This window comes from Clostridium boliviensis, from assembly GCF_033342255.1.
Taxonomy (GTDB): domain Bacteria; phylum Bacillota; class Clostridia; order Lachnospirales; family Lachnospiraceae; genus Lacrimispora; species Lacrimispora boliviensis.
In genome coordinates, this window is sequence record NZ_JAWONS010000179.1 from 162,816 (window position 1) to 180,333 (window position 17,518).

At 43.5% G+C, this 17,518-nt stretch carries 16 protein-coding genes and 7 tRNA genes; 2 read left to right on the top strand and 21 right to left on the bottom strand.

Going from position 1 to position 17,518, the window contains the following annotated elements:
• Positions 1 to 28 precede the first annotated feature (28 nt).
• The 5 genes from RZO55_RS11780 to RZO55_RS11800 all read right to left on the bottom strand — a co-directional run bounded on the left by RZO55_RS11780 (position 29) and on the right by RZO55_RS11800 (position 5,452).
• Positions 29 to 1,156 (bottom strand): Gfo/Idh/MocA family protein, encoded by a 1,128-nt coding sequence (locus RZO55_RS11780; protein ID WP_318064478.1) that lies wholly within the window; start codon positions 1,154 to 1,156, stop codon positions 29 to 31.
• 22 nt (positions 1,157 to 1,178) lie between these two features.
• Positions 1,179 to 2,891, bottom strand: a complete 1,713-nt coding sequence (recJ, locus tag RZO55_RS11785; RefSeq protein ID WP_318064479.1) for a single-stranded-DNA-specific exonuclease RecJ — start codon at positions 2,889 to 2,891, stop codon at positions 1,179 to 1,181.
• Complete coding sequence (locus RZO55_RS11790; protein WP_318064480.1) at positions 2,851 to 3,966, bottom strand: MCP four helix bundle domain-containing protein; 1,116 nt, start codon at positions 3,964 to 3,966, stop codon at positions 2,851 to 2,853. The genes recJ and RZO55_RS11790 overlap by 41 nt, the downstream gene beginning before the upstream one ends.
• Complete coding sequence (locus tag RZO55_RS11795) at positions 3,944 to 4,714, bottom strand: M48 family metallopeptidase (RefSeq protein ID WP_318064481.1); 771 nt, start codon at positions 4,712 to 4,714, stop codon at positions 3,944 to 3,946. Before RZO55_RS11795 ends, RZO55_RS11790 begins: the two co-directional genes overlap by 23 nt.
• 114 nt (positions 4,715 to 4,828) lie before the next feature.
• Entirely contained in the window at positions 4,829 to 5,452 is a 624-nt protein-coding gene (locus RZO55_RS11800) for a cyclic nucleotide-binding domain-containing protein (protein WP_318064482.1), read from the bottom strand.
• A gap of 77 nt (positions 5,453 to 5,529) precedes the next feature.
• Between RZO55_RS11800 and RZO55_RS11805 the strand changes: the two genes are divergently transcribed.
• Together RZO55_RS11805 and RZO55_RS11810 are read left to right on the top strand one after the other, a co-directional pair.
• Positions 5,530 to 6,168, top strand: a complete 639-nt coding sequence (locus RZO55_RS11805; RefSeq protein ID WP_318064483.1) for a YczE/YyaS/YitT family protein — start codon at positions 5,530 to 5,532, stop codon at positions 6,166 to 6,168.
• Positions 6,169 to 6,172: 4 nt separating this feature from the next.
• Complete coding sequence (locus RZO55_RS11810; RefSeq protein WP_318064484.1) at positions 6,173 to 6,844, top strand: YjjG family noncanonical pyrimidine nucleotidase; 672 nt, start codon at positions 6,173 to 6,175, stop codon at positions 6,842 to 6,844.
• 4 nt (positions 6,845 to 6,848) lie between these two features.
• Here RZO55_RS11810 and RZO55_RS11815 read toward each other — a convergent pair whose 3' ends face one another.
• The 16 genes from RZO55_RS11815 to RZO55_RS11890 all read right to left on the bottom strand — a co-directional run bounded on the left by RZO55_RS11815 (position 6,849) and on the right by RZO55_RS11890 (position 17,457).
• A complete protein-coding gene (locus RZO55_RS11815) occupies positions 6,849 to 7,694 on the bottom strand; it encodes a serine hydrolase (protein WP_318064485.1) in 846 nt (281 codons plus the stop codon).
• Positions 7,695 to 7,715: 21 nt separating this feature from the next.
• On the bottom strand, positions 7,716 to 8,606 hold the full coding sequence (locus RZO55_RS11820) for a C40 family peptidase (protein ID WP_318064486.1): 891 nt from the start codon (positions 8,604 to 8,606) through the stop codon (positions 7,716 to 7,718).
• A 67-nt stretch (positions 8,607 to 8,673) separates the two neighbouring features.
• The gene (locus RZO55_RS11825) at positions 8,674 to 9,618 is read right to left on the bottom strand and encodes an ATP-binding cassette domain-containing protein (RefSeq protein ID WP_318064487.1); all 945 of its coding nucleotides are present in this window, start codon (positions 9,616 to 9,618) and stop codon (positions 8,674 to 8,676) included.
• The gene (locus tag RZO55_RS11830) at positions 9,615 to 10,670 is read right to left on the bottom strand and encodes an ABC transporter ATP-binding protein (protein ID WP_318064488.1); all 1,056 of its coding nucleotides are present in this window, start codon (positions 10,668 to 10,670) and stop codon (positions 9,615 to 9,617) included. The genes RZO55_RS11825 and RZO55_RS11830 overlap by 4 nt, the downstream gene beginning before the upstream one ends.
• Before the next feature lie 11 nt (positions 10,671 to 10,681).
• Positions 10,682 to 11,668, bottom strand: coding sequence for an ABC transporter permease (locus tag RZO55_RS11835; RefSeq protein ID WP_318064489.1), 987 nt, complete (start codon positions 11,666 to 11,668; stop codon positions 10,682 to 10,684).
• Positions 11,665 to 12,606 (bottom strand): ABC transporter permease, encoded by a 942-nt coding sequence (locus RZO55_RS11840; protein ID WP_318064490.1) that lies wholly within the window; start codon positions 12,604 to 12,606, stop codon positions 11,665 to 11,667. Before RZO55_RS11840 ends, RZO55_RS11835 begins: the two co-directional genes overlap by 4 nt.
• A gap of 17 nt (positions 12,607 to 12,623) precedes the next feature.
• Positions 12,624 to 14,558, bottom strand: coding sequence for a peptide ABC transporter substrate-binding protein (locus RZO55_RS11845; protein WP_318064491.1), 1,935 nt, complete (start codon positions 14,556 to 14,558; stop codon positions 12,624 to 12,626).
• A 59-nt stretch (positions 14,559 to 14,617) separates the two neighbouring features.
• The gene (locus RZO55_RS11850) at positions 14,618 to 15,709 is read right to left on the bottom strand and encodes a dipeptide epimerase (protein ID WP_318064501.1); all 1,092 of its coding nucleotides are present in this window, start codon (positions 15,707 to 15,709) and stop codon (positions 14,618 to 14,620) included.
• Positions 15,710 to 15,722: 13 nt separating this feature from the next.
• The gene (locus RZO55_RS11855) at positions 15,723 to 16,508 is read right to left on the bottom strand and encodes a serine hydrolase (RefSeq protein WP_318064492.1); all 786 of its coding nucleotides are present in this window, start codon (positions 16,506 to 16,508) and stop codon (positions 15,723 to 15,725) included.
• Between the two features lie 228 nt (positions 16,509 to 16,736).
• Positions 16,737 to 16,810: transfer RNA gene (locus RZO55_RS11860), tRNA-Arg, on the bottom strand.
• A 28-nt stretch (positions 16,811 to 16,838) separates the two neighbouring features.
• A tRNA-Leu gene (locus tag RZO55_RS11865) sits at positions 16,839 to 16,924 on the bottom strand.
• A 23-nt stretch (positions 16,925 to 16,947) separates the two neighbouring features.
• Positions 16,948 to 17,020: transfer RNA gene (locus tag RZO55_RS11870), tRNA-Val, on the bottom strand.
• Positions 17,021 to 17,089: 69 nt separating this feature from the next.
• Positions 17,090 to 17,163, bottom strand: a tRNA-Asp gene (locus RZO55_RS11875).
• Between the two features lie 29 nt (positions 17,164 to 17,192).
• Positions 17,193 to 17,266 (bottom strand) — tRNA-Ile (locus RZO55_RS11880).
• A gap of 40 nt (positions 17,267 to 17,306) precedes the next feature.
• A tRNA-Thr gene (locus tag RZO55_RS11885) sits at positions 17,307 to 17,379 on the bottom strand.
• A gap of 6 nt (positions 17,380 to 17,385) precedes the next feature.
• Positions 17,386 to 17,457 (bottom strand) — tRNA-Glu (locus RZO55_RS11890).
• Between the last annotated feature and the right edge of the window lie 61 nt (positions 17,458 to 17,518).

The window sequence follows — 17,518 nt, forward strand, 5'->3', positions numbered from 1 at the left end:
ATTTTGGTAGATTATATAGCAAACTTCCTTAAAATGTCAAGGCTTTCTCGTCCTCTTCCTGCTTCGCCAGCAGCTTTTCATAAAGCTCCTCATCGATGGGATAAGAAATTTTCTTATCCAGCCAGGAGGAAAGATACGCTCCGTTAGCCATCATAAGTGTCCGGTGTCCGTCTTCACCCGGAGTCATCAATTCCGCTTTGAAACGGAGGTGATCGGAAAAATTCTGAAAGATCATACGGTATTCCTCTCCGTTATGATCTACTGTTTCAAGTGAGCTGTGAACAGAATCCAGTTTTCCAAACGGATCCTGATTCGTCCGTGCAAATTCCTCCGTAGAAACTACGTTTTCATCAAAAATTAATTCCACTCCGTCTGAAACAGTCAGTCTGCCCTTAGATCCCCAGATTTCAAGGCGGTTGGTTCCAGGATTTTCTCCTGTGGAACTAATTAATGTCCCCCGCAATCCATTCTTATAAAAGAACTGAAGATCAAAACTGTCATCCACTGCAATAGTATTATATTTTCCATAATCAATGGAAGCATATACCTCATCAGGCATTCCAAAAAGCCACTGCCAGACATCCAGAAAATGCTGGCACTGGTTGATTAAAAGTCCGCCGTGCTCTCCTCTCCAGGTACTTCTCCATGGAGCACTGTTATGATAAGCAGGTGTACGGTACCAGGTATTGCAGACCCATACAGCCCTGGTTATTCTCCCCAGTCCGCCACTTTTTAGAAACTCTCCGGCAGACAGAAAACCGCCTTTCATCCGGGTATTAAATATCATCCCAAGACTTATCCCACAATTCCTGGCTTCTCTTACCATCACGCCTGCTTCTTTTGCCGAAACTCCCAGAGGCTTGTCCATAAGAATTTGCTTCCCTGCCTCTGCTGCCATAAGCCCGATGGGTACATGGGTATCGTGAGGCGTTACGATTACTACTGCATCAAACGTATCTTTGGCTGCGAATACCGCATCTGTATCAGGATAGATGTTTACATCCGGGTACTGATTCTTAATCTCCTCCTGTCCCTTTGAATTCCGGCAGCAGATTCCCGCCAGAACCATTCCGGTGACCTTCCCATCTGCCAGCATCCGTGCATATTTCTTTCCCATTCCCCCATAGCCGATTATAACGGTTCTTATAGTCTCCATGCAATCTCCTTATTACATCTGTTTAGCTTATGATCCGGTAATTCTTTATCACGATTTGCAGCGATTTATTTCCATTGTATTCATTGACTGCCGGATAATAGATCGCATCAAGCTGGCGGCTGTTTCCAAGTTCGTTTACAAATCTGTCTCCATCCTCAAACAAAAGACCATCCATGGGTGTTCCATTCTCTGTAGCCAGAGAAAATTTCACCACATTCCGATTCTTGCCAAGAACACGGACACTGCGTATGTATAAATCCTTCTGGGCAAAGAGAGGCTTTTCATTCCCCTGTCCATAAGGCTCCAGAAGATCCAGTTCCTCGATCAAAGGCTCATTTATGTATTCAAGAGGCATCGGTACATCAATCCACACCTTCTTTACAAAATCATCTTCCGTCAGGTCTGCATGCTTGTTTAGCGCTCTCCGGAATTCATCTACATTCTCCTTAAGCAGAGACAATCCTGCTGCCATGGGATGTCCTCCGAACTTCAGGAGAAGCTCCTTTACCTCCATCAGCGCATCGAACATGTGATAGGACTCAATGGAACGGCCGGATCCCTTTACCTGCTCTTCTCCATCGGTTAGCACAAAAGCAGGCTTCTGATACCGCTCCCGTAATCTGCCTGCTATGATTCCGGCAAGTGACTCATGACAGTCCGGCAGATATACCACCAGAACCTTATCCTTCGAGAATTGCTCTTCTACCAGCTTTACCGCCTTATCAGTACCCTCTTTTGTCATATCCTTTCTCTGGTCGTTGAGATCCTTTAATTCAACAGCCATTCGGTCCGCTTCTTCCTCATCCTGGCACAAAAGCAGGGAAAGTGCCAGTTTGGCTGTCATCAGACGACCGCCTGCATTTAAACAGGGACCAATGACAAATCCAATCTGATAAGACGTAATATGATCCTTATCCAGGTTATTCTTCTCTATCAGTTTTAACAGCCCCAGACTTTGCGACTTTCCAATGCTCTTCAAGCCTTCCTTCACAATAATCCGGTTTTCATCCTGAAGTTTCATCACATCTCCAACCGTAGCGATAGCTGCAAATTCAACCATATTAAGCCATTTCTCTTCCGATATGTTGAAAGCTTTATATAAGGCCTGTATCAGCTTAAATGCCACCATTGCACCGCAAATCTCAGGAAACGGATAGCTGCAGGATTCCTGCTTAGGATTTACAATGGCATCTGCCGGAGGCAGAACTTCCTTCCCCTCCTCTTTTCTGATATCGTGATGATCGGTTACAATTACAGTCATTCCAAGCTCTTTGGCAAGCATTATCTGTTCAACTGCAGCAATTCCGTTATCACAAGTTACAATTGTATCGATACCATCATTAAAAGCCGCCCTGATTATGGATTCATTAATTCCATACCCATCCTTAATCCTGTCAGGAATTTCATAATCCACTACTGCCCCTGTTTCATTGAATGCCTGATACAACAGGTACGTAGAACACACTCCGTCTATATCGTAGTCTCCCACGATTCTGACCCGTTTTTTCTGACCGATCTTTTCCTTTAAGATCTGCACTGCCCGGTCCATATCCTTTAGCAGATTCGGGCTATATAAATCATTTAGTCCTCCTCTTAAATACTTTTCCACTGCTTCCGGACCCAATACCTCCCTGTTTCTGATGATTCTTGCGGTTACGGGAGATATATGATGAACTTTCGCCATTTCATTAAAATCAGCTCTTTTCGTCTGAAGCATCCATTTTTCTGCTGCCATCTTTTTTAATCTCCTTAACTACACAAACTTCTGCTGCCCTTCCTTTTGATACCTTCATCTCTCTTAACTTTCTGATCCCTTTGATTTCCCGAATACCCTTGTTCTCAATCAGGCCATTCTTCTGTGGCTCTTCCTTGCGCTTCTTAGCAGCAGACAGGCGGTTCATCAGGCTGGTTATAGAATAAAGAATGGGAGCAAAATCTCCCCGATAGGCTTTTTCACAAGTGGATTTTACTTCAAAATTCTCACTGCCGATCTCCTGAAACAGATATTTTTCATCATCAATAATTCTTTTTAACCGGTCAATCAGCTCATTGACCGAATTCGTGAGTATGCCGATCTCATCCATGGACCGATAGGACAGATAAACATCAAGATCTCCATCTGCCATTCTCCTGGTTCCTTCCACCAGATCCTTTACCGGTTTATCAATTGCTATAATAATGTAAATGACAAGAAGAGAAATCAAAAAACCCACCACACCTACGCTGATGACTTTCATTCTGGCAAGACGTTCATATAAATGATCCGCCCCGATGCTGGCTGCCTCTGATCCCTTTCTGTTATAATCCACAACTTTTAACAGTCCGCTTCTTGCACGATTATAAAGCTTGCTGGATTCCCCCATAATAATTTGGAAAGCTTCTGCGGAATCATTTTCCCGGCTGATCAGTAAAAGGCTGTCACTGCATTGTATATATTCTTTCCAGTATTCTTTCGCTTGTGCCATCAGCTTCCGGTCCGACTCATCAGCAGTATAATTTTCGTACCGGGTAAATGACTGTTCCATCTCAGTCCTTAAATCCGCCATCTCTTTCTCAAGCTGAGACTTGTTTTCCCAATTGGTGGTAATCACATGGTTGTACTCCTTAAGACGGTAATCGGAGGTCTTGGTATTTAATTCCTCAGCAATGATGATGGCCGGCACCCATGACTGGGAAATCACTGTACTGGCCTGATTAATTTTGCTTGCCGTAATTACAGATTCTGTTCCGATAAATAACAGGCCCAAAATGCTGATTGCCCCCAATAAAAGCAGCTTTGTTTTTATTTTAATATTTCTGATAGATTTCATTTTCATATTCCCTTAATTTTTTCCTCCTGGACCGGTAATCCGGTATTTCTTGTTCCACAACAGACCAAAATTCCTTAGAATGATTCATATAAAACCGATGGGCCAGCTCATGCACTACCACATAATCTGCCAGATCTTCCGGCAGCAGAACCAGCCTCCAGTTAAAATTCAAATTTCCTTTTCCACTGCAGCTTCCCCACCTGGTCGCCTGGTCCCGAATAGCAATCCTGCCATAATCCGTATTCATAATCCGGGACCACACAGCCGTTTTCTCTTCTAAGTACTGCCTCGCCCGCTGCCGGTACCAGTGCTTTATAGCATTTTTAACGATATCCTCCCCCTCCTTTTTATCTTCATTGCTGACAGAACCGGTAAGCAGTAAACCATCGCCTGACTCTTTTACCAGAACTCCCTTTCGCTTAAAATCAGGAAGAATATGAAGTGTTAACTTTTCCCCAAAAAGCAGCAGAGCACTCCCATCCGTCCAGGAGAGCTGCTGCTGCCGGTCTGACAAGACCTTCACCTTCTGCACTGCCTGATACACCCAGCTGCTGTTTTTTGCAATCAGATCGTGTCCAAAGCGGTAAGGTGCAGACAATGGAAGTCTTACTATTATTTCACCAGTTTTTAAAATCTGCAAAGCCATTGATTTCCTGTTGGATTTAACAATCCGGTAGCTGCAAAAGGTACCATCCTCCATGGGCAGAGTTCCAGTACTCCTTCTATCTTCATTATGTTCCTCTTCCATACATACAATTCCAATCTTTTTTGTTTTCTTTTCTTCACTAAAACCCGTATCTTTAATTATAGCGAAAAATGGAATAGGAAACAATAGGAAATTAGCAGCCGGCTTCCTGCAATTCTATTCGGATCGTTCTGCAATTTCTCTCAGCTTCCCGATATCAGCAATAAAATATCCTTTCTCCTTTTTCATAATCCCCTCATCACAGAGTTTTTTCATAACAAACAGAATATGGCGGTAGCTGACATTCATATACTCTGAGACATCCGTATGAGATATCCCATATCTTCCTTCTTTGTGGTGGGAAAGTATAAAAGAAGCAAACCTTTTTTCCAGAGAATAATTTAAATATTCACTAAGCCGGAAACTTCTGGTCATCAGTTTGCTGGAAATATAGGAGGCAAAATAGAAGGATATGCTTCCATCCTTTTTGCACATCTGCCTGATCTTACTTAAATCAAACTCCAGACAGGATATCTCATCTACCACCCTGTTTTCTTTCGTAAAGTCCTCATTGCAGAATATGGAAAGCTCCCCCAGCCAGTCTTCTCTTCCTGCAAAATCCAGAATTGACCGTCGACCGTTTTCATGATCGATATATATTTTTACCACTCCGGAACGGATATAATAACAGTGGGAAATGGCCTCCCCCACCTTAAATATATTGCTGCCTTTTAAAAACCGTCTTTCCTGCCCTATTCTTAATAAGCTGTCAGGGATCTCACACGTTACAAATTGTTTCATTATAAATTCCTCTGATATGATAATTCTCATAGTGGGTTATTCAGTAACTATGGTATCATAATACCGAGGTGAAAACAATGACGAAGAAAAACACAGTATTAACTGTCTGTTCTGTCCTGTCCTTTGTATTCTTTGGTTTCGGGATATCTCTGCAGTTAAAAGCAGCCATCGGCCAGAGTGTTTTAAATGCCCTGGCAGTTACACTTTCCTTCCTGATTCCATGGAAGGTGGGTACCATATTAAATATGATCAATACCATTTTTTTTATCTGCTATTTACTTTTTAAACGTACCAGATTAAACTATAAGGACATCATTCAGATTATTGCCACCATAGCCAACGGAATTATTATAAACTTCTTTTTATATCAGATCCTTTCCGGTTTTACGGCTGAAAGCTATCTTTTCAGGCTGCTGCTTTACATATCCGGTCTGCTCATCGCTTCCTTAAGCCTTGGCGCAGTCCTTGCAGTTGGAATTATCAGCTTCCCGCTGGAAAGCCTCTGCCTGACCATATCAAAACTATACCACAAGAAATTCACGGCTGTCCGTATGAGCTTTGACGTAATATTTTTGGCCGCTGCAATTGCCCTTACTCTATGGGCACATACCCCCTGGCAGATTCGGGAAGGAACCATAATCAGCGTTCTGCTCCTTTCCCCACTGCTAGGCATCTGCTATGGCTTTTTTAAAAAACACTGGAATTTGGAGGACTAGATACATGTACCAAACATATTTAATTGATATTGACAACACCATCCTGGATTTTGATGCTGCAGAAGAACGGAGCTTTAAGAATGTAATAGAATCCTACTGCATTCCTTTTGAACACACCATGCTGGGGGAATATAAAAAGATAAACAGGCATCTCTGGGATCTTCTGGAACAGGAGAAAATCAGCAGGGAAGAGGTGTTTCACACACGTTTTTCCCTATATTTTAAAACTCTGAACCAGGAGATAGACGGGATCGAGGCTGAATCCCGCTACAGAAGCTTTCTTGGGAGCAGTCCTGAGCTGATGCCCCACGCGAAAGATACACTGATACAATTAAAAAATATGGGAAAAAGGCTTTACACCGCATCCAATGGAGTCCATTCCACTCAGATCAAGCGGCTGAAACAGGCTGGTATCCACGACCTGTTTGACGGCATGTTTATCTCTGAACAGGTAGGAAGCGAAAAACCTTCTGTCCACTTTTTCAAGCACTGCTTTGACCACATTCCGGATTTTCATCAGAAAGAGACCATTATGGTAGGGGACAGTTTAAGTTCTGACATCCAGGGCGCTGTGAATGCAGGAATCGACTCCTGTCTCTTTATCAGGAAAGATTCCTTCGTCGAATCCGCCGCAACTCACACCATTCATGACCTTTCAGATCTTTTAAGCCTGTAGTTTTCTACAGGCAGAGTCTTCCTTCCAGTGCAAGGAACTGATCCAGTACCATACGGCTTACCCTGGCACCGAACACCGTAGCCGGATGTGCCGGATAATACATGGCGTCAGAGAATTCCTTATGAAACATGACAATCACATAAGGTCCGTATGGAGTAAATACGATCCCTCCATCATTGCGGCAGGCATCCATGCTCCCGCTTTTGGAAGCTACGGTAATCAGTATCTCGTCCGTATTGTCACTGTCCATATAAACCGGTGGGAAATTTTTTGTAATCATACTGTTGTAATGCTGCTTTTTTAATATTTCCAGCATTGCAGCATCAGCCTCCTGACTGATCAGTTCTCCCTTTACCAGTCTTGTAAAAATACTCCCATAATCCCCCGGCGTACTGGTTCCAAGTCTCTTATACTGTTCAAAATGAATGGGATTGTATAGAACTGTATGGTCGCATCCCAGCTCTTTAATGCAACGGTTAATGGTGTCCAGCCCCAGATAATCAATCATCATATTCGTGGCAACATTATCACTGACGATAATCATAAAAACAGCCGCATCCTTAACCCGCAAGACAGCTCCCGGTTCAAGAGCCGCCAGCACTCCGCTCCCCTCCACCACATGCTCTTCCTTATATTCTACAAGGTCCTCCAGGCTTTTATTTCCTTTTTCCACTTCATCAAACAGGCAGGCCAGAATAAAGGTTTTTATAGTACTGGCAGTCTCATATTTCTCATCCTGGCCCAAAGCGATTTCATTGCCATGAAAATCATTTAAATAGATTCCCATCTTCCCATCGTAGCTCATTATTTCCGCCTGTATTCTTTTTTCTAAAGTAAATCTTACATCCATGTCTTCCTCCGTTTCATTCCCTTAGAATATACTGCCCGATGCATACCAGCTCTTTGCCAGATCCTCCCGGTAATCTGCTGCATCCGTATTTAAACTGTTAATCACCACTCCGCTGTTTCCGATCTTTCCTGTAGAATGAATATACTTTCCATTTCCTATATACATGGCGATATGTCCTGGAAAATACATCAGATCTGCGGGAAGCATTTCTTCCTTTAATATTTCCCGGACCGGAAATCCTGCCTGGATCTTTGCATCCCGAAAGATAATGATCCCGCTCAGCAGATAACTTTGTGAAGTCAGTCCGGAACAGTCAATCCCCAGTGACGTTCTTCCTCCCCATCGGTACTGTGTCCCCAAATACTGCATTGCATTCTCCACAACTGCCTGACGGAATCCCCTTTCATCCACAATTTCCTTCTGGGGAAGCTTTCCTGTCCACAATCCGCTCTGTGAATATTCTTTCGGACGCAGATACTGATTTCTCATAAATCCCCTCTGCCCGTCAAATAACTCCACCAGTGCCCATCCAGGTTCCATGGATTCAAACTCAATAACCTTTATAAGCGCTCCCCTTGGAACACTTATAATTCTTACACCCTGTACCTTAGGCAGCGATATGATATCCACGACTTCTCCATCCGTCACCATAAGGCCCCCCTCTTCCCAGTTAATCAGTGCAGAAAGACCGGCTAGTTTAACATCCTCTTTTCTTACAAACCCCGGATAATGATATGCAGTCATAACCGGGTAAAAACCCTGTACTTCCTCCCCTCTGATCCGGAGTCCCATTCCATATATCCCTTCATCTGCAATGGAAGAAACTATTTTCTTTTTCCTGTTTTCTTTTGTTTCCTCCGGCCGGTCCCATATGGTAATAACCGGCTTTATAATCACTGCAAACTGTTCCATCGCTGCCTCCATTCCTTACAATGATCCGGACTTAAAAATCAAAAGCAGCGGACAATTCCGCTGCCTTTTATCCGTTTCGTCTGCATTCATATAATTTCTTATATTCTTCTGCCTCTTTTTTATTCGCCAGCACATAATGATCCTTTCTGATTTCCTGCCAGGAAGGCTGATCTGTCGTATAATCATGCATATACGGATCATAAACCATCAGTTTCTTATCCCGTTCATGCTTTGGATCCGGCATGGGAATTGCTGAGAGCAGAGCCCTGGTGTACGGGTGTATGGCATGAGTGATCAGTTCTTCCGTCTCAGCCATCTCCACGATCTCACCTTTCCGGATTACCGCAATCCGATCTGTTATAAAACGCATGACCGATAAATCATGGGCAATGAACAAATAAGTGATCTGACGTTCTTTCTGCATTCTGGCAAGAAGATTAAGAACCTGCGCCCTTACCGATACATCAAGAGCAGAGATTGGTTCATCTGCAATAATAAACTCAGGTTTCATAATCAGAGATCTGGCAATTCCGATCCGCTGTCTCTGGCCTCCTGAAAATTCATGAGGAAACCGGCTGGCAAACTCCGGGAGCAGTCCCACATCAAGAAGCGCCTGATTCACCCTTTTCTTTCTCTCAGGCTCGGAAATGTTTTTTTTAATATTCATTAACCCTTCGCTGACAATATAATCCACCTTGGCTCTCTCATTCAGTGATGCCTGGGGATCCTGAAAAATCATCTGAATCTCCTGTATTACCTTCCGGTCCAGTTCTGCGGATATCTCTCCGTTTATCTTCTGACCCTTATAGAGAATTTCTCCTCCTGAAGTCTTAATAATTCTCATGACAGCCCTTCCAATGGTGGTTTTTCCAGAACCGGATTCCCCCACCAGTCCAAAGGTCTCCCCTTTATAAATCTTAAAATTAACCCCTTTAACCGCCTGATATTTCTTTCTTCGTTCTCCGAAGGTCACATCCAGATCTTTTACTTCCAATAATACTTCCCGCTTCATCTAAACAGACCTCCCTCTCTGATTATTTTTAGTACCTGGGGAGGATCCACCTTTGGTGCCCTTTCATCAAGCAGCCACGTTTTCGCCTTATGAGTAGGGGAGATACCGAAATATGGAGGACTCTTTACAAAATCAATTTTAAGCGCCTGTGGATTTCTCGGAGCAAATGCATCCCCTTTTATTTCTGTATAAAGATTGGGCGGCGTCCCGGCTATGGAGAATAGATCTTCTCCTTTAATCCCTATCTGCGGCAATGAAGAAAGAAGCGCCCAGGTATAGGGGTGCCGTGCATCATAGAAGATATCTTCACAGGTTCCAATCTCCACAATATCCCCCGCATACATTACAGCAACTCTGTCTGCTATATTAGCTACCACTCCCAGATCGTGGGTAATCAGTATAACAGAAAGCTTATATTTCATCCGCAGTTCCTTTATCAGCTCAAGAATTTGTGCCTGTATGGTTACATCGAGAGCCGTTGTGGGTTCATCGCAGATAAGAATCTTTGGATTGCAGGCAATTGCTATGGCAATTACCACACGCTGGCGCATCCCTCCTGAAAATTCATGGGGATACTGATAAAACCGATTCTTTGGATCCTGAATTCCTACATCAGCCAGATACTGAAGCGTCCGTTTTTTTGCCTCAGTCCGGCTTACCTTCTGATGAAGGAGAACTGCCTCCATAATCTGTGCTCCTATGGTTCTTAACGGATTTAAACTGGTCATGGGATCCTGCATAATCATGGCAATTTCCTGCCCCCGAAGCTTTAACCAGTCTTTTTCTTTCTTAATTCCCGTTAAATCTACCGCAGTTTTATCATCACAACCATAATAAACCGCCATTCCGCCGCTGACGCATCCGTTTTTATCCAGAAGACCCATAAATGATTTTGTAAAAACCGATTTTCCACTGCCCGATTCCCCTACAATTGCCAGTATTTCCCCTTTGTAAAGTTCCAATGAAACTCCCCGGATGGCTTTTAGCTGTTTCCCTCTCAATTCAAATCTAATATTAAGATCACTAACCTCTAATATCATATCACGTTTCACAGGCTGCCTCCTTATATGTGATTCTTCGGATCAGCGGCATCAGAAAACGCATTGCCGATGATATAGAATGAGATAGTTACAAAGGACAGGATAATCGTAGGATAAATCAGCTGATAGCGCAGAGCCGGACTGGTAATGAGCACCCTGCCTTCATTGATTAGATTTCCAAGGCTGGGAATATTAACCGGAAGTCCCAGACCGATATAGGTAATAAACACTTCATTGCCAATGGCTGCAGGAATGGTAAGCGCCATACGAAGCATAATGACAGAAACCAGATAAGGCAGAAGGTTTTTTACAATAATTTTGGCAGCAGGCGTCCCAAGACAACGACTTGCCACATTATAATCCCTGTCTCTGATAATCAGTATCTGATTGCGGATAAATCTTGCCATCTGGATCCATCCCGTAAGGCACATGGCAAATATCAGCGTCTTCACGCTGGGCTTTAATATGTAAGAAATCAGAATTAAAATGATGGTATTTGGGATGTTATCAATAATATTATAAATCTCAGTCAGAATAAAGTCCGCCTTCCTGACATAGCCCCATATTACCCCTACTGTAATTCCAATCACAGCCTCCGCCAGTGCAACCGATAAGCCGATAAACAAAGACGTCCTTGTCCCTGACCAGATCCGTGCCCATAAATCCTGGCCGATGGAGTTGGTTCCCAGAATGAACTGTTTACCAGGCGGAACATTACGAAACTGAATACCGCTGGCATCATTGATGATCAGGTTGGGGTCATACTGCCCCGGAAGATACGGCTGAACAAACGTAAATACCAGAAGCAGCATTAGCAGCACAAGTAACGCAAAGGCCATGCGGTTTTTCAAAAAAGCGTGAAGTGTACTGTTCCAGTAAGAATAATTACTAAAGCCCGTTTTCTCAGTCTCGGCCTCATTATATCCCCCAAACGTAAACAACTCTGCTTCCTTCATATTGTCAATGAGTTCCGCTTCTTTTGTATGCCGGTAAGAAAATTGCTTCATCATCTGTCACCTGCTTTCCTGCCAAGACTGATTCTGGGATCCAGCATCACCATCATAAGATCCCCGAGAAGCAGTCCCAGTACACCTACACAGGCATACAAAAGCACAATCCCCTGTACCATGGCATTGTCATGCTTTTTAATCACTGTCACCAGCAGGCCGCCCATCCCTGGAATGCTGTACAGAGATTCTATATAAATAGAACCGATCACTGTATTTAGAAAGGCAGTAGGAATATATTGGACAAGTGGTACAAAGGCATTGCGGAAAATATGTCTGAACATGACCTTTCCCTCAGACAGTCCCTTTGCCTTTGCTAATCTCACGTAATCTTTATTGCTTTCATCAATCATATATCTTCTCAGCCACATCCCATAAAAAGCAATATTCCCCAGAGACATAGAGATTACCGGAAGAATCCAGTATTTGGGATCATCAATTTCAAACAGAAGCCCGACATGAATAAGCTGAGTCCCATACAGCTGAATATAAAGGAAATAGACTGCAGCCGGAACCGCCTGAATACAAACAATGAAAAATGTACCGATCCTATCAAACCAGCGGTACTGATACCTTGCCATTAAAGCTCCCATGGGAAGTCCTGCGAGAAGCGACACGACCATAGACCAGATCCCCAGTTTAATGGATACCGGAACCTTATCCGCCAGAATATCAGATACCGGTACATTGGACCGGTAAATTCGGGAAATTCCCAGATCTCCATGAGTCAGGTCCTTAAAAAAATGGACAATCTGAAGGGGAAGGGGATCGTATAATCCCATTTCCTTTAAACCTACTTCAATCTGCTGAGGTGTCATTTTATCAAAGTTCTGAAAATAACCTTCTATGGGCATGAGGCGGAGAAGACAAAAAACAGCGGTCAGAATAATAATCAGCGTAATAAATGAGCGCGCAATTCTTTTACTTAAGTATTGTAACATCAGTTTTTCAGACTCCTTTATTTTTCACTTGCATCCCTGTTCGCCTTATACTCATCCATGGAGATGAAATGATCCTTTAAATGCTGTCCCTTATACCGGAGATTGGACACTCCAAAAGGTGCATACTGCCCTTCAAATACATCCAGCTTATTGGCCAAATACTTACTGACAGATATGCTGAATGGAACTACAAATGCATGATCAACCAGACTTGCCTCTGCCTTTGCAAATGCCTCATATCTAGCATTGATATCCACTTTTATTTCTTTCGCCTGATCTACAAGCGTAAAATACTCCAGGGCCGCATCGGAAGAAGGAGTTCCATCTTCGATTGCTTTCGCAATATTTCCGTATTTATAGCCCAGTTCGTATCCGTTTTCTCCCTTTTTCTGATAAAACGGATCTGTCCATGTCTCAGGATCTGCATAATCCGCACCCCAGTTGCATTTCATAAATGCAAATTTACCATTTCTTCGAACCTCTGTTAAAAATGCATCTGCAGGACCCGCCTCCACAATAATATCAATAAAATCATTGCCCAGAAGGCTTTCCATCTGCTGTTCCACTACCTGGCACTCTTTATCCCAGTTTACTTCAGAAGGATTATATGGCATCAGAACTTTAACAGGAAATGTGACACCTGAGGCCAGCAGCTCTTTCTTTGCCAGATCTCTGTATTCCTTTGCCTTCTTCTCGTCAAACGTCTGCGTTAAGTTTGCCATATCCCCTACTTTTGTATAGTCTGTACCTTCGCCATTAAACGTAAATTCCGGCGGAGTAATGGAGTTAATGACAAAATCGTCGGGAGATGCCGACTCTAAAACTGCAACCTCTTTGGTCTTGTTTAGAGCAGATGACAACGCCTTGCGGAAGTTTTCGTTATTCACTGCCTTTTTCCAGTTCTCCGGCTCATACTGGGCATCAAACTGAGGATTAAAGTTAAAACAGTAGAAATAGGAATAGCTGGTTTTCGGTCTTTCCCTGCTGATTAAATTCTTTGTATCTTCACTGCTCATCCAATCATCCAGAATATCAGAGGAGAGTTCTGCGTAATCCACCTCACCCCTTTTTACCATTTCAGGCCCGATTGTATTGTATTCCGCATTATAAATTTCCTGGATCTCATCAATATAAACCAGAGACGCATCATAGTTCAGAGAATTCTTCTTGAAAATATGTTTCTCCTGAGGCGAAAATTCCTCCAGATAGTAAGCACCGTTATAATACATCTTGTCTGCTGCTGTCGCAAAATCCTTTCCTAATTCTTCCAGCTGGGGTCCATAAGCAGGCATATAAACCACATAAACCAGAGAAGATAAGAAATAGGGAACTTCCTTTTCCAACGTATAGGTAAGGGTATGTTCATCAACTGCCTTTACACCAACCTGAGAAAAATCAACTGGCTGCCATATCGTTCCATCTTTATCCGCACCGCCGTTATAAACCAGTCCGTTATAATAATTCTCAGCATTGGCAATGATACCAAATAAATTCTGTACATTAGCACTTTCATTTTCAGGTGTCAGCTCATACTTCATTGCATCCACGAAATCCTGGGCAGTCACAGCTCCAGCTTCTTTGCCAGTATTGTCAACCCACTTGGCATCTCTTAAATGAAAGGTCCAGGTAAGTGAGGCCTCGTCGTAAGACCAATCTGTTGCCAATCCCGGTTTAATCTGCCCCTTGTTATCATATTCCACCAGAGTATCAACCACATTTGCTCCGATTCTATGACTCACGTCTGCCGAAGAAGTGAGATAGTTGAGCGTTTCTGCTTCTGCTCCATAAAGCTTTTTATAAACTGCCGGCTCTGCGCTTCCTTCTGTCTTTATTCCATCTTTTGCATTTCCTGTATTGTTATCAGAAACTTTTTTACCTCCACAACCGCTGAGTACAGTTGCTGTTGCAAGAACCACACAGAGAATACTGGCTGTTACTCTTCTTTTCTTCATAATTTTCCTCCATTTTTTTATTTCTAAGCCCGTCAGGGATTAGTCTGCTCTTGGATTAATTACTGATTTTCGTTAAAAGCAGGTACCTTATAAATCCCCAGTCCGGGCTTTGCATTCATTAAAATTCTGGGACCCAAGAATGAGGGTCCTCCGGTATACGGATCCTCACTGCATAAAGATGGACCGTCTAAATCCGCCCTGGTAATAATGCCTTTTGCAGCTGCCAGATGAGCCGCTGCACTGACTGCAATCTTACTTTCCAGCATACAGCCTATCATGCATTCTACTTCATAGCATTCCGCTATGGCGCAGACTTTCAAAGCTTCGTAAATTCCCCCTGTTTTCATTAGCTTTATGTTAATCAAATCTGCCGCACGCTCTCTGATAATATGTATGGCATCCATTGCAGAAAACACGCTCTCATCTGCCAGAATGGGAGTATCTACCTGGCTGGTTACCAGCTTCATTCCTTCGAAATCATGAGCATTTACCGGCTGTTCCACCAAGTCCATATCAATCCCCAAATCCTCCAGCTTTTGTATAATTCTCACCGCTTCTTTCGCCGTCCAACCCTGATTTGCATCAATTCGAAGCTTAATATCTGGACCAACAGCCTGGCGAATGGCATTGATCCGTTCCACATCCTTTCGGCCTTCCTTACCAACCTTAATCTTAAGTATTCGAAACCCCTGCCCAGTAGCAAGGAGACTGTCTTTTACCATTTCCTCTGTCTCATTGACGCTGATGGTTAAATCCGTTTCAATCTCTCCCTTACTGCCTCCTAAGACTTTATAAAGCGGCTTGCCGCAGGACTTTGCAAACAGATCATAAACGGCCATATCCACAGCCGCTTTAGCTGAGGTATTCTTCACCATGGATGTCTGAATCCTACCCATGATCCCTTCCAGATTCTCTATCTCCATCCCAATTAATCCCGGTGCTATAAACTCTTCAATCGCGCAGCGGACAGAGCCTTTTGTCTCTCCCGTAATTACTGCCGTAGGCGGTGCTTCCCCATATCCGTATTGGCCGTCATCTGCGGTGATTCTGACCACAATATCATTCACACTGTCTACAGTCCTCAGAGCTGTTTTAAATGGAGTTACAAGAGGAATGTTCACTTCTGCTGTTTCTATCTTTGCAATTTTCATTCCCAATTCCTTTCTATAATCCTGACCCATTTACCTCACTGTATAATTGCAGCGATAATTCTCCCATAATCCGCTCAAATGCGGGAGTATCTGTTTCATTTCCGCAGAAGCATAACAGGAGCGGGACATTTCCATAAACAATACCAACATCATGGGTAATACCACGATCTTCTCCTGTCTTATGGGCTATTTCCGGTTTCTCTTCCAACGCCTGAAGATAAAATGGAATTTTACTGCGAAGCTGCTGATTCTTTAATATCGAGATCATCTGTCTGCTTGCCGCTTTGCTGACTAGTTCTCCCCGATGCATCATCTTAAGCAGACGTCCTGTCTCGGACGCTGTTATATAATTTTGAATCCCCTGTCGTGATTTTTCCACATCAAACATCTTTCTGTTAAGGAATGTCCTTTCAAATCCAAGAGAATCGATATACTGATTAATCTTTTCCATCCCCAATAAGTCAATCAGCACATTTGTAGCCGTGTTATCACTGAATATAATCATCAGCGTCACCAGATCCAAAGCGGTAACGCTGATTCCTTCGTGCAGATAGGTAAGTGCACCGCAGGATGGAACGCAATCTTTTTTATATATAGTCAGCGAAAAATCCTGTCTCAGCCCTCCCGTTTCAAACTGATGGAATGCAAATGCCATAACAAACAGCTTTATCACACTGGCTGCCATGAGCGGCCGATCTTCCCTGTATCCCATGTACTCCCCTGTTTGCAGATTTTCACAAATAAAGCTGATTTTTCCAGGCAGTTGGTCCAATTTTGTATTTATTACTTCCTGTGTCATTGTATAAAACTCCTGTCTGTCTGAATAGTTTATATAAAAAAAGAGGCACTGCACCCATTGTTGCCAGCTACCTCGTTGCACCTGATTCAGACTTTGATATTAAATTTTCTAATGATCATTTACTATTTAGTATAATAAATTCTGGAAAAAAATCAAGTAATAATTATATTTTATGGGAGAATACACCAAAAAAGGCATCCACACTTTCGTGTAAATGCCTTTTCCGTACGTGCGTGAGACGATTCGAACGCCCGACACCTTGGTCCGTAGCCAAGTGCTCTATCCAGCTGAGCTACACACACATATTCAATTGGCTGCCTGTTCAGGCAATGCCGGCGACCGGAATCGAACCGGTACGGGCGATTAAGCCCGCAGGATTTTAAGTCCTGTGCGTCTGCCAGTTCCGCCACGCCGGCATTCTCATGATTTCTCATGGAAATGGGACCTATAGGGCTCGAACCTATGACCCTCTGCTTGTAAGGCAGATGCTCTCCCAGCTGAGCTAAGATCCCATAAACGATACAGTAAGCATTATACAACTTACATGCTGGTTTGTAAAGCCTGTATTAAAAAATACAGAACGACCCGGATGGGATTCGAACCCACGACCTCCGCCGTGACAGGGCGGCGCTCTAACCAGCTGAGCCACCGGGCCAGATTATCAACTATTTAGTTCAGTGCTAGTGGACCTTCGGGGACTCGAACCCGGGACCGACCGGTTATGAGCCGGTTGCTCTAACCAACTGAGCTAAAGGTCCTAAACATAATAATCTGATCGATTGAATTTAGTTATGTGAAAGCCGATGATCGGACTCGAACCGATAACCTGCTGATTACAAATCAGCTGCTCTGCCAATTGAGCCACATCGGCATTCAATGACCCCAACGAGATTCGAACTCGTGTTACCGCCGTGAAAGGGCGATGTCTTAACCGCTTGACCATGGGGCCAAAGCTCCCCGAGTAGGACTCGAACCTACGACCTAACGGTTAACAGCCGTTTGCTCTACCA

Excerpts from the sequence above, each read along its gene's own strand:
- RZO55_RS11780 (WP_318064478.1), bottom strand. The coding sequence starts at position 1,156 with ATGGAGACTATAAGAACCGTTATAATCGGCTATGGGGGAATGGGAAAG.
- recJ (WP_318064479.1), bottom strand. The coding sequence starts at position 2,891 with ATGGCAGCAGAAAAATGGATGCTTCAGACGAAAAGAGCTGATTTTAAT.
- RZO55_RS11790 (WP_318064480.1), bottom strand. The coding sequence starts at position 3,966 with ATGAAATCTATCAGAAATATTAAAATAAAAACAAAGCTGCTTTTATTG.
- RZO55_RS11795 (WP_318064481.1), bottom strand. The coding sequence starts at position 4,714 with ATGGAAGAGGAACATAATGAAGATAGAAGGAGTACTGGAACTCTGCCC.
- RZO55_RS11800 (WP_318064482.1), bottom strand. The coding sequence starts at position 5,452 with ATGAAACAATTTGTAACGTGTGAGATCCCTGACAGCTTATTAAGAATA.
- RZO55_RS11805 (WP_318064483.1), top strand. The coding sequence starts at position 5,530 with ATGACGAAGAAAAACACAGTATTAACTGTCTGTTCTGTCCTGTCCTTT.
- RZO55_RS11810 (WP_318064484.1), top strand. The coding sequence starts at position 6,173 with ATGTACCAAACATATTTAATTGATATTGACAACACCATCCTGGATTTT.
- RZO55_RS11815 (WP_318064485.1), bottom strand. The coding sequence starts at position 7,694 with ATGGATGTAAGATTTACTTTAGAAAAAAGAATACAGGCGGAAATAATG.
- RZO55_RS11820 (WP_318064486.1), bottom strand. The coding sequence starts at position 8,606 with ATGGAACAGTTTGCAGTGATTATAAAGCCGGTTATTACCATATGGGAC.
- RZO55_RS11825 (WP_318064487.1), bottom strand. The coding sequence starts at position 9,618 with ATGAAGCGGGAAGTATTATTGGAAGTAAAAGATCTGGATGTGACCTTC.
- RZO55_RS11835 (WP_318064489.1), bottom strand. The coding sequence starts at position 11,668 with ATGATGAAGCAATTTTCTTACCGGCATACAAAAGAAGCGGAACTCATT.
- RZO55_RS11840 (WP_318064490.1), bottom strand. The coding sequence starts at position 12,606 with ATGTTACAATACTTAAGTAAAAGAATTGCGCGCTCATTTATTACGCTG.
- RZO55_RS11845 (WP_318064491.1), bottom strand. The coding sequence starts at position 14,558 with ATGAAGAAAAGAAGAGTAACAGCCAGTATTCTCTGTGTGGTTCTTGCA.
- RZO55_RS11850 (WP_318064501.1), bottom strand. The coding sequence starts at position 15,709 with ATGAAAATTGCAAAGATAGAAACAGCAGAAGTGAACATTCCTCTTGTA.
- RZO55_RS11855 (WP_318064492.1), bottom strand. The coding sequence starts at position 16,508 with ATGACACAGGAAGTAATAAATACAAAATTGGACCAACTGCCTGGAAAA.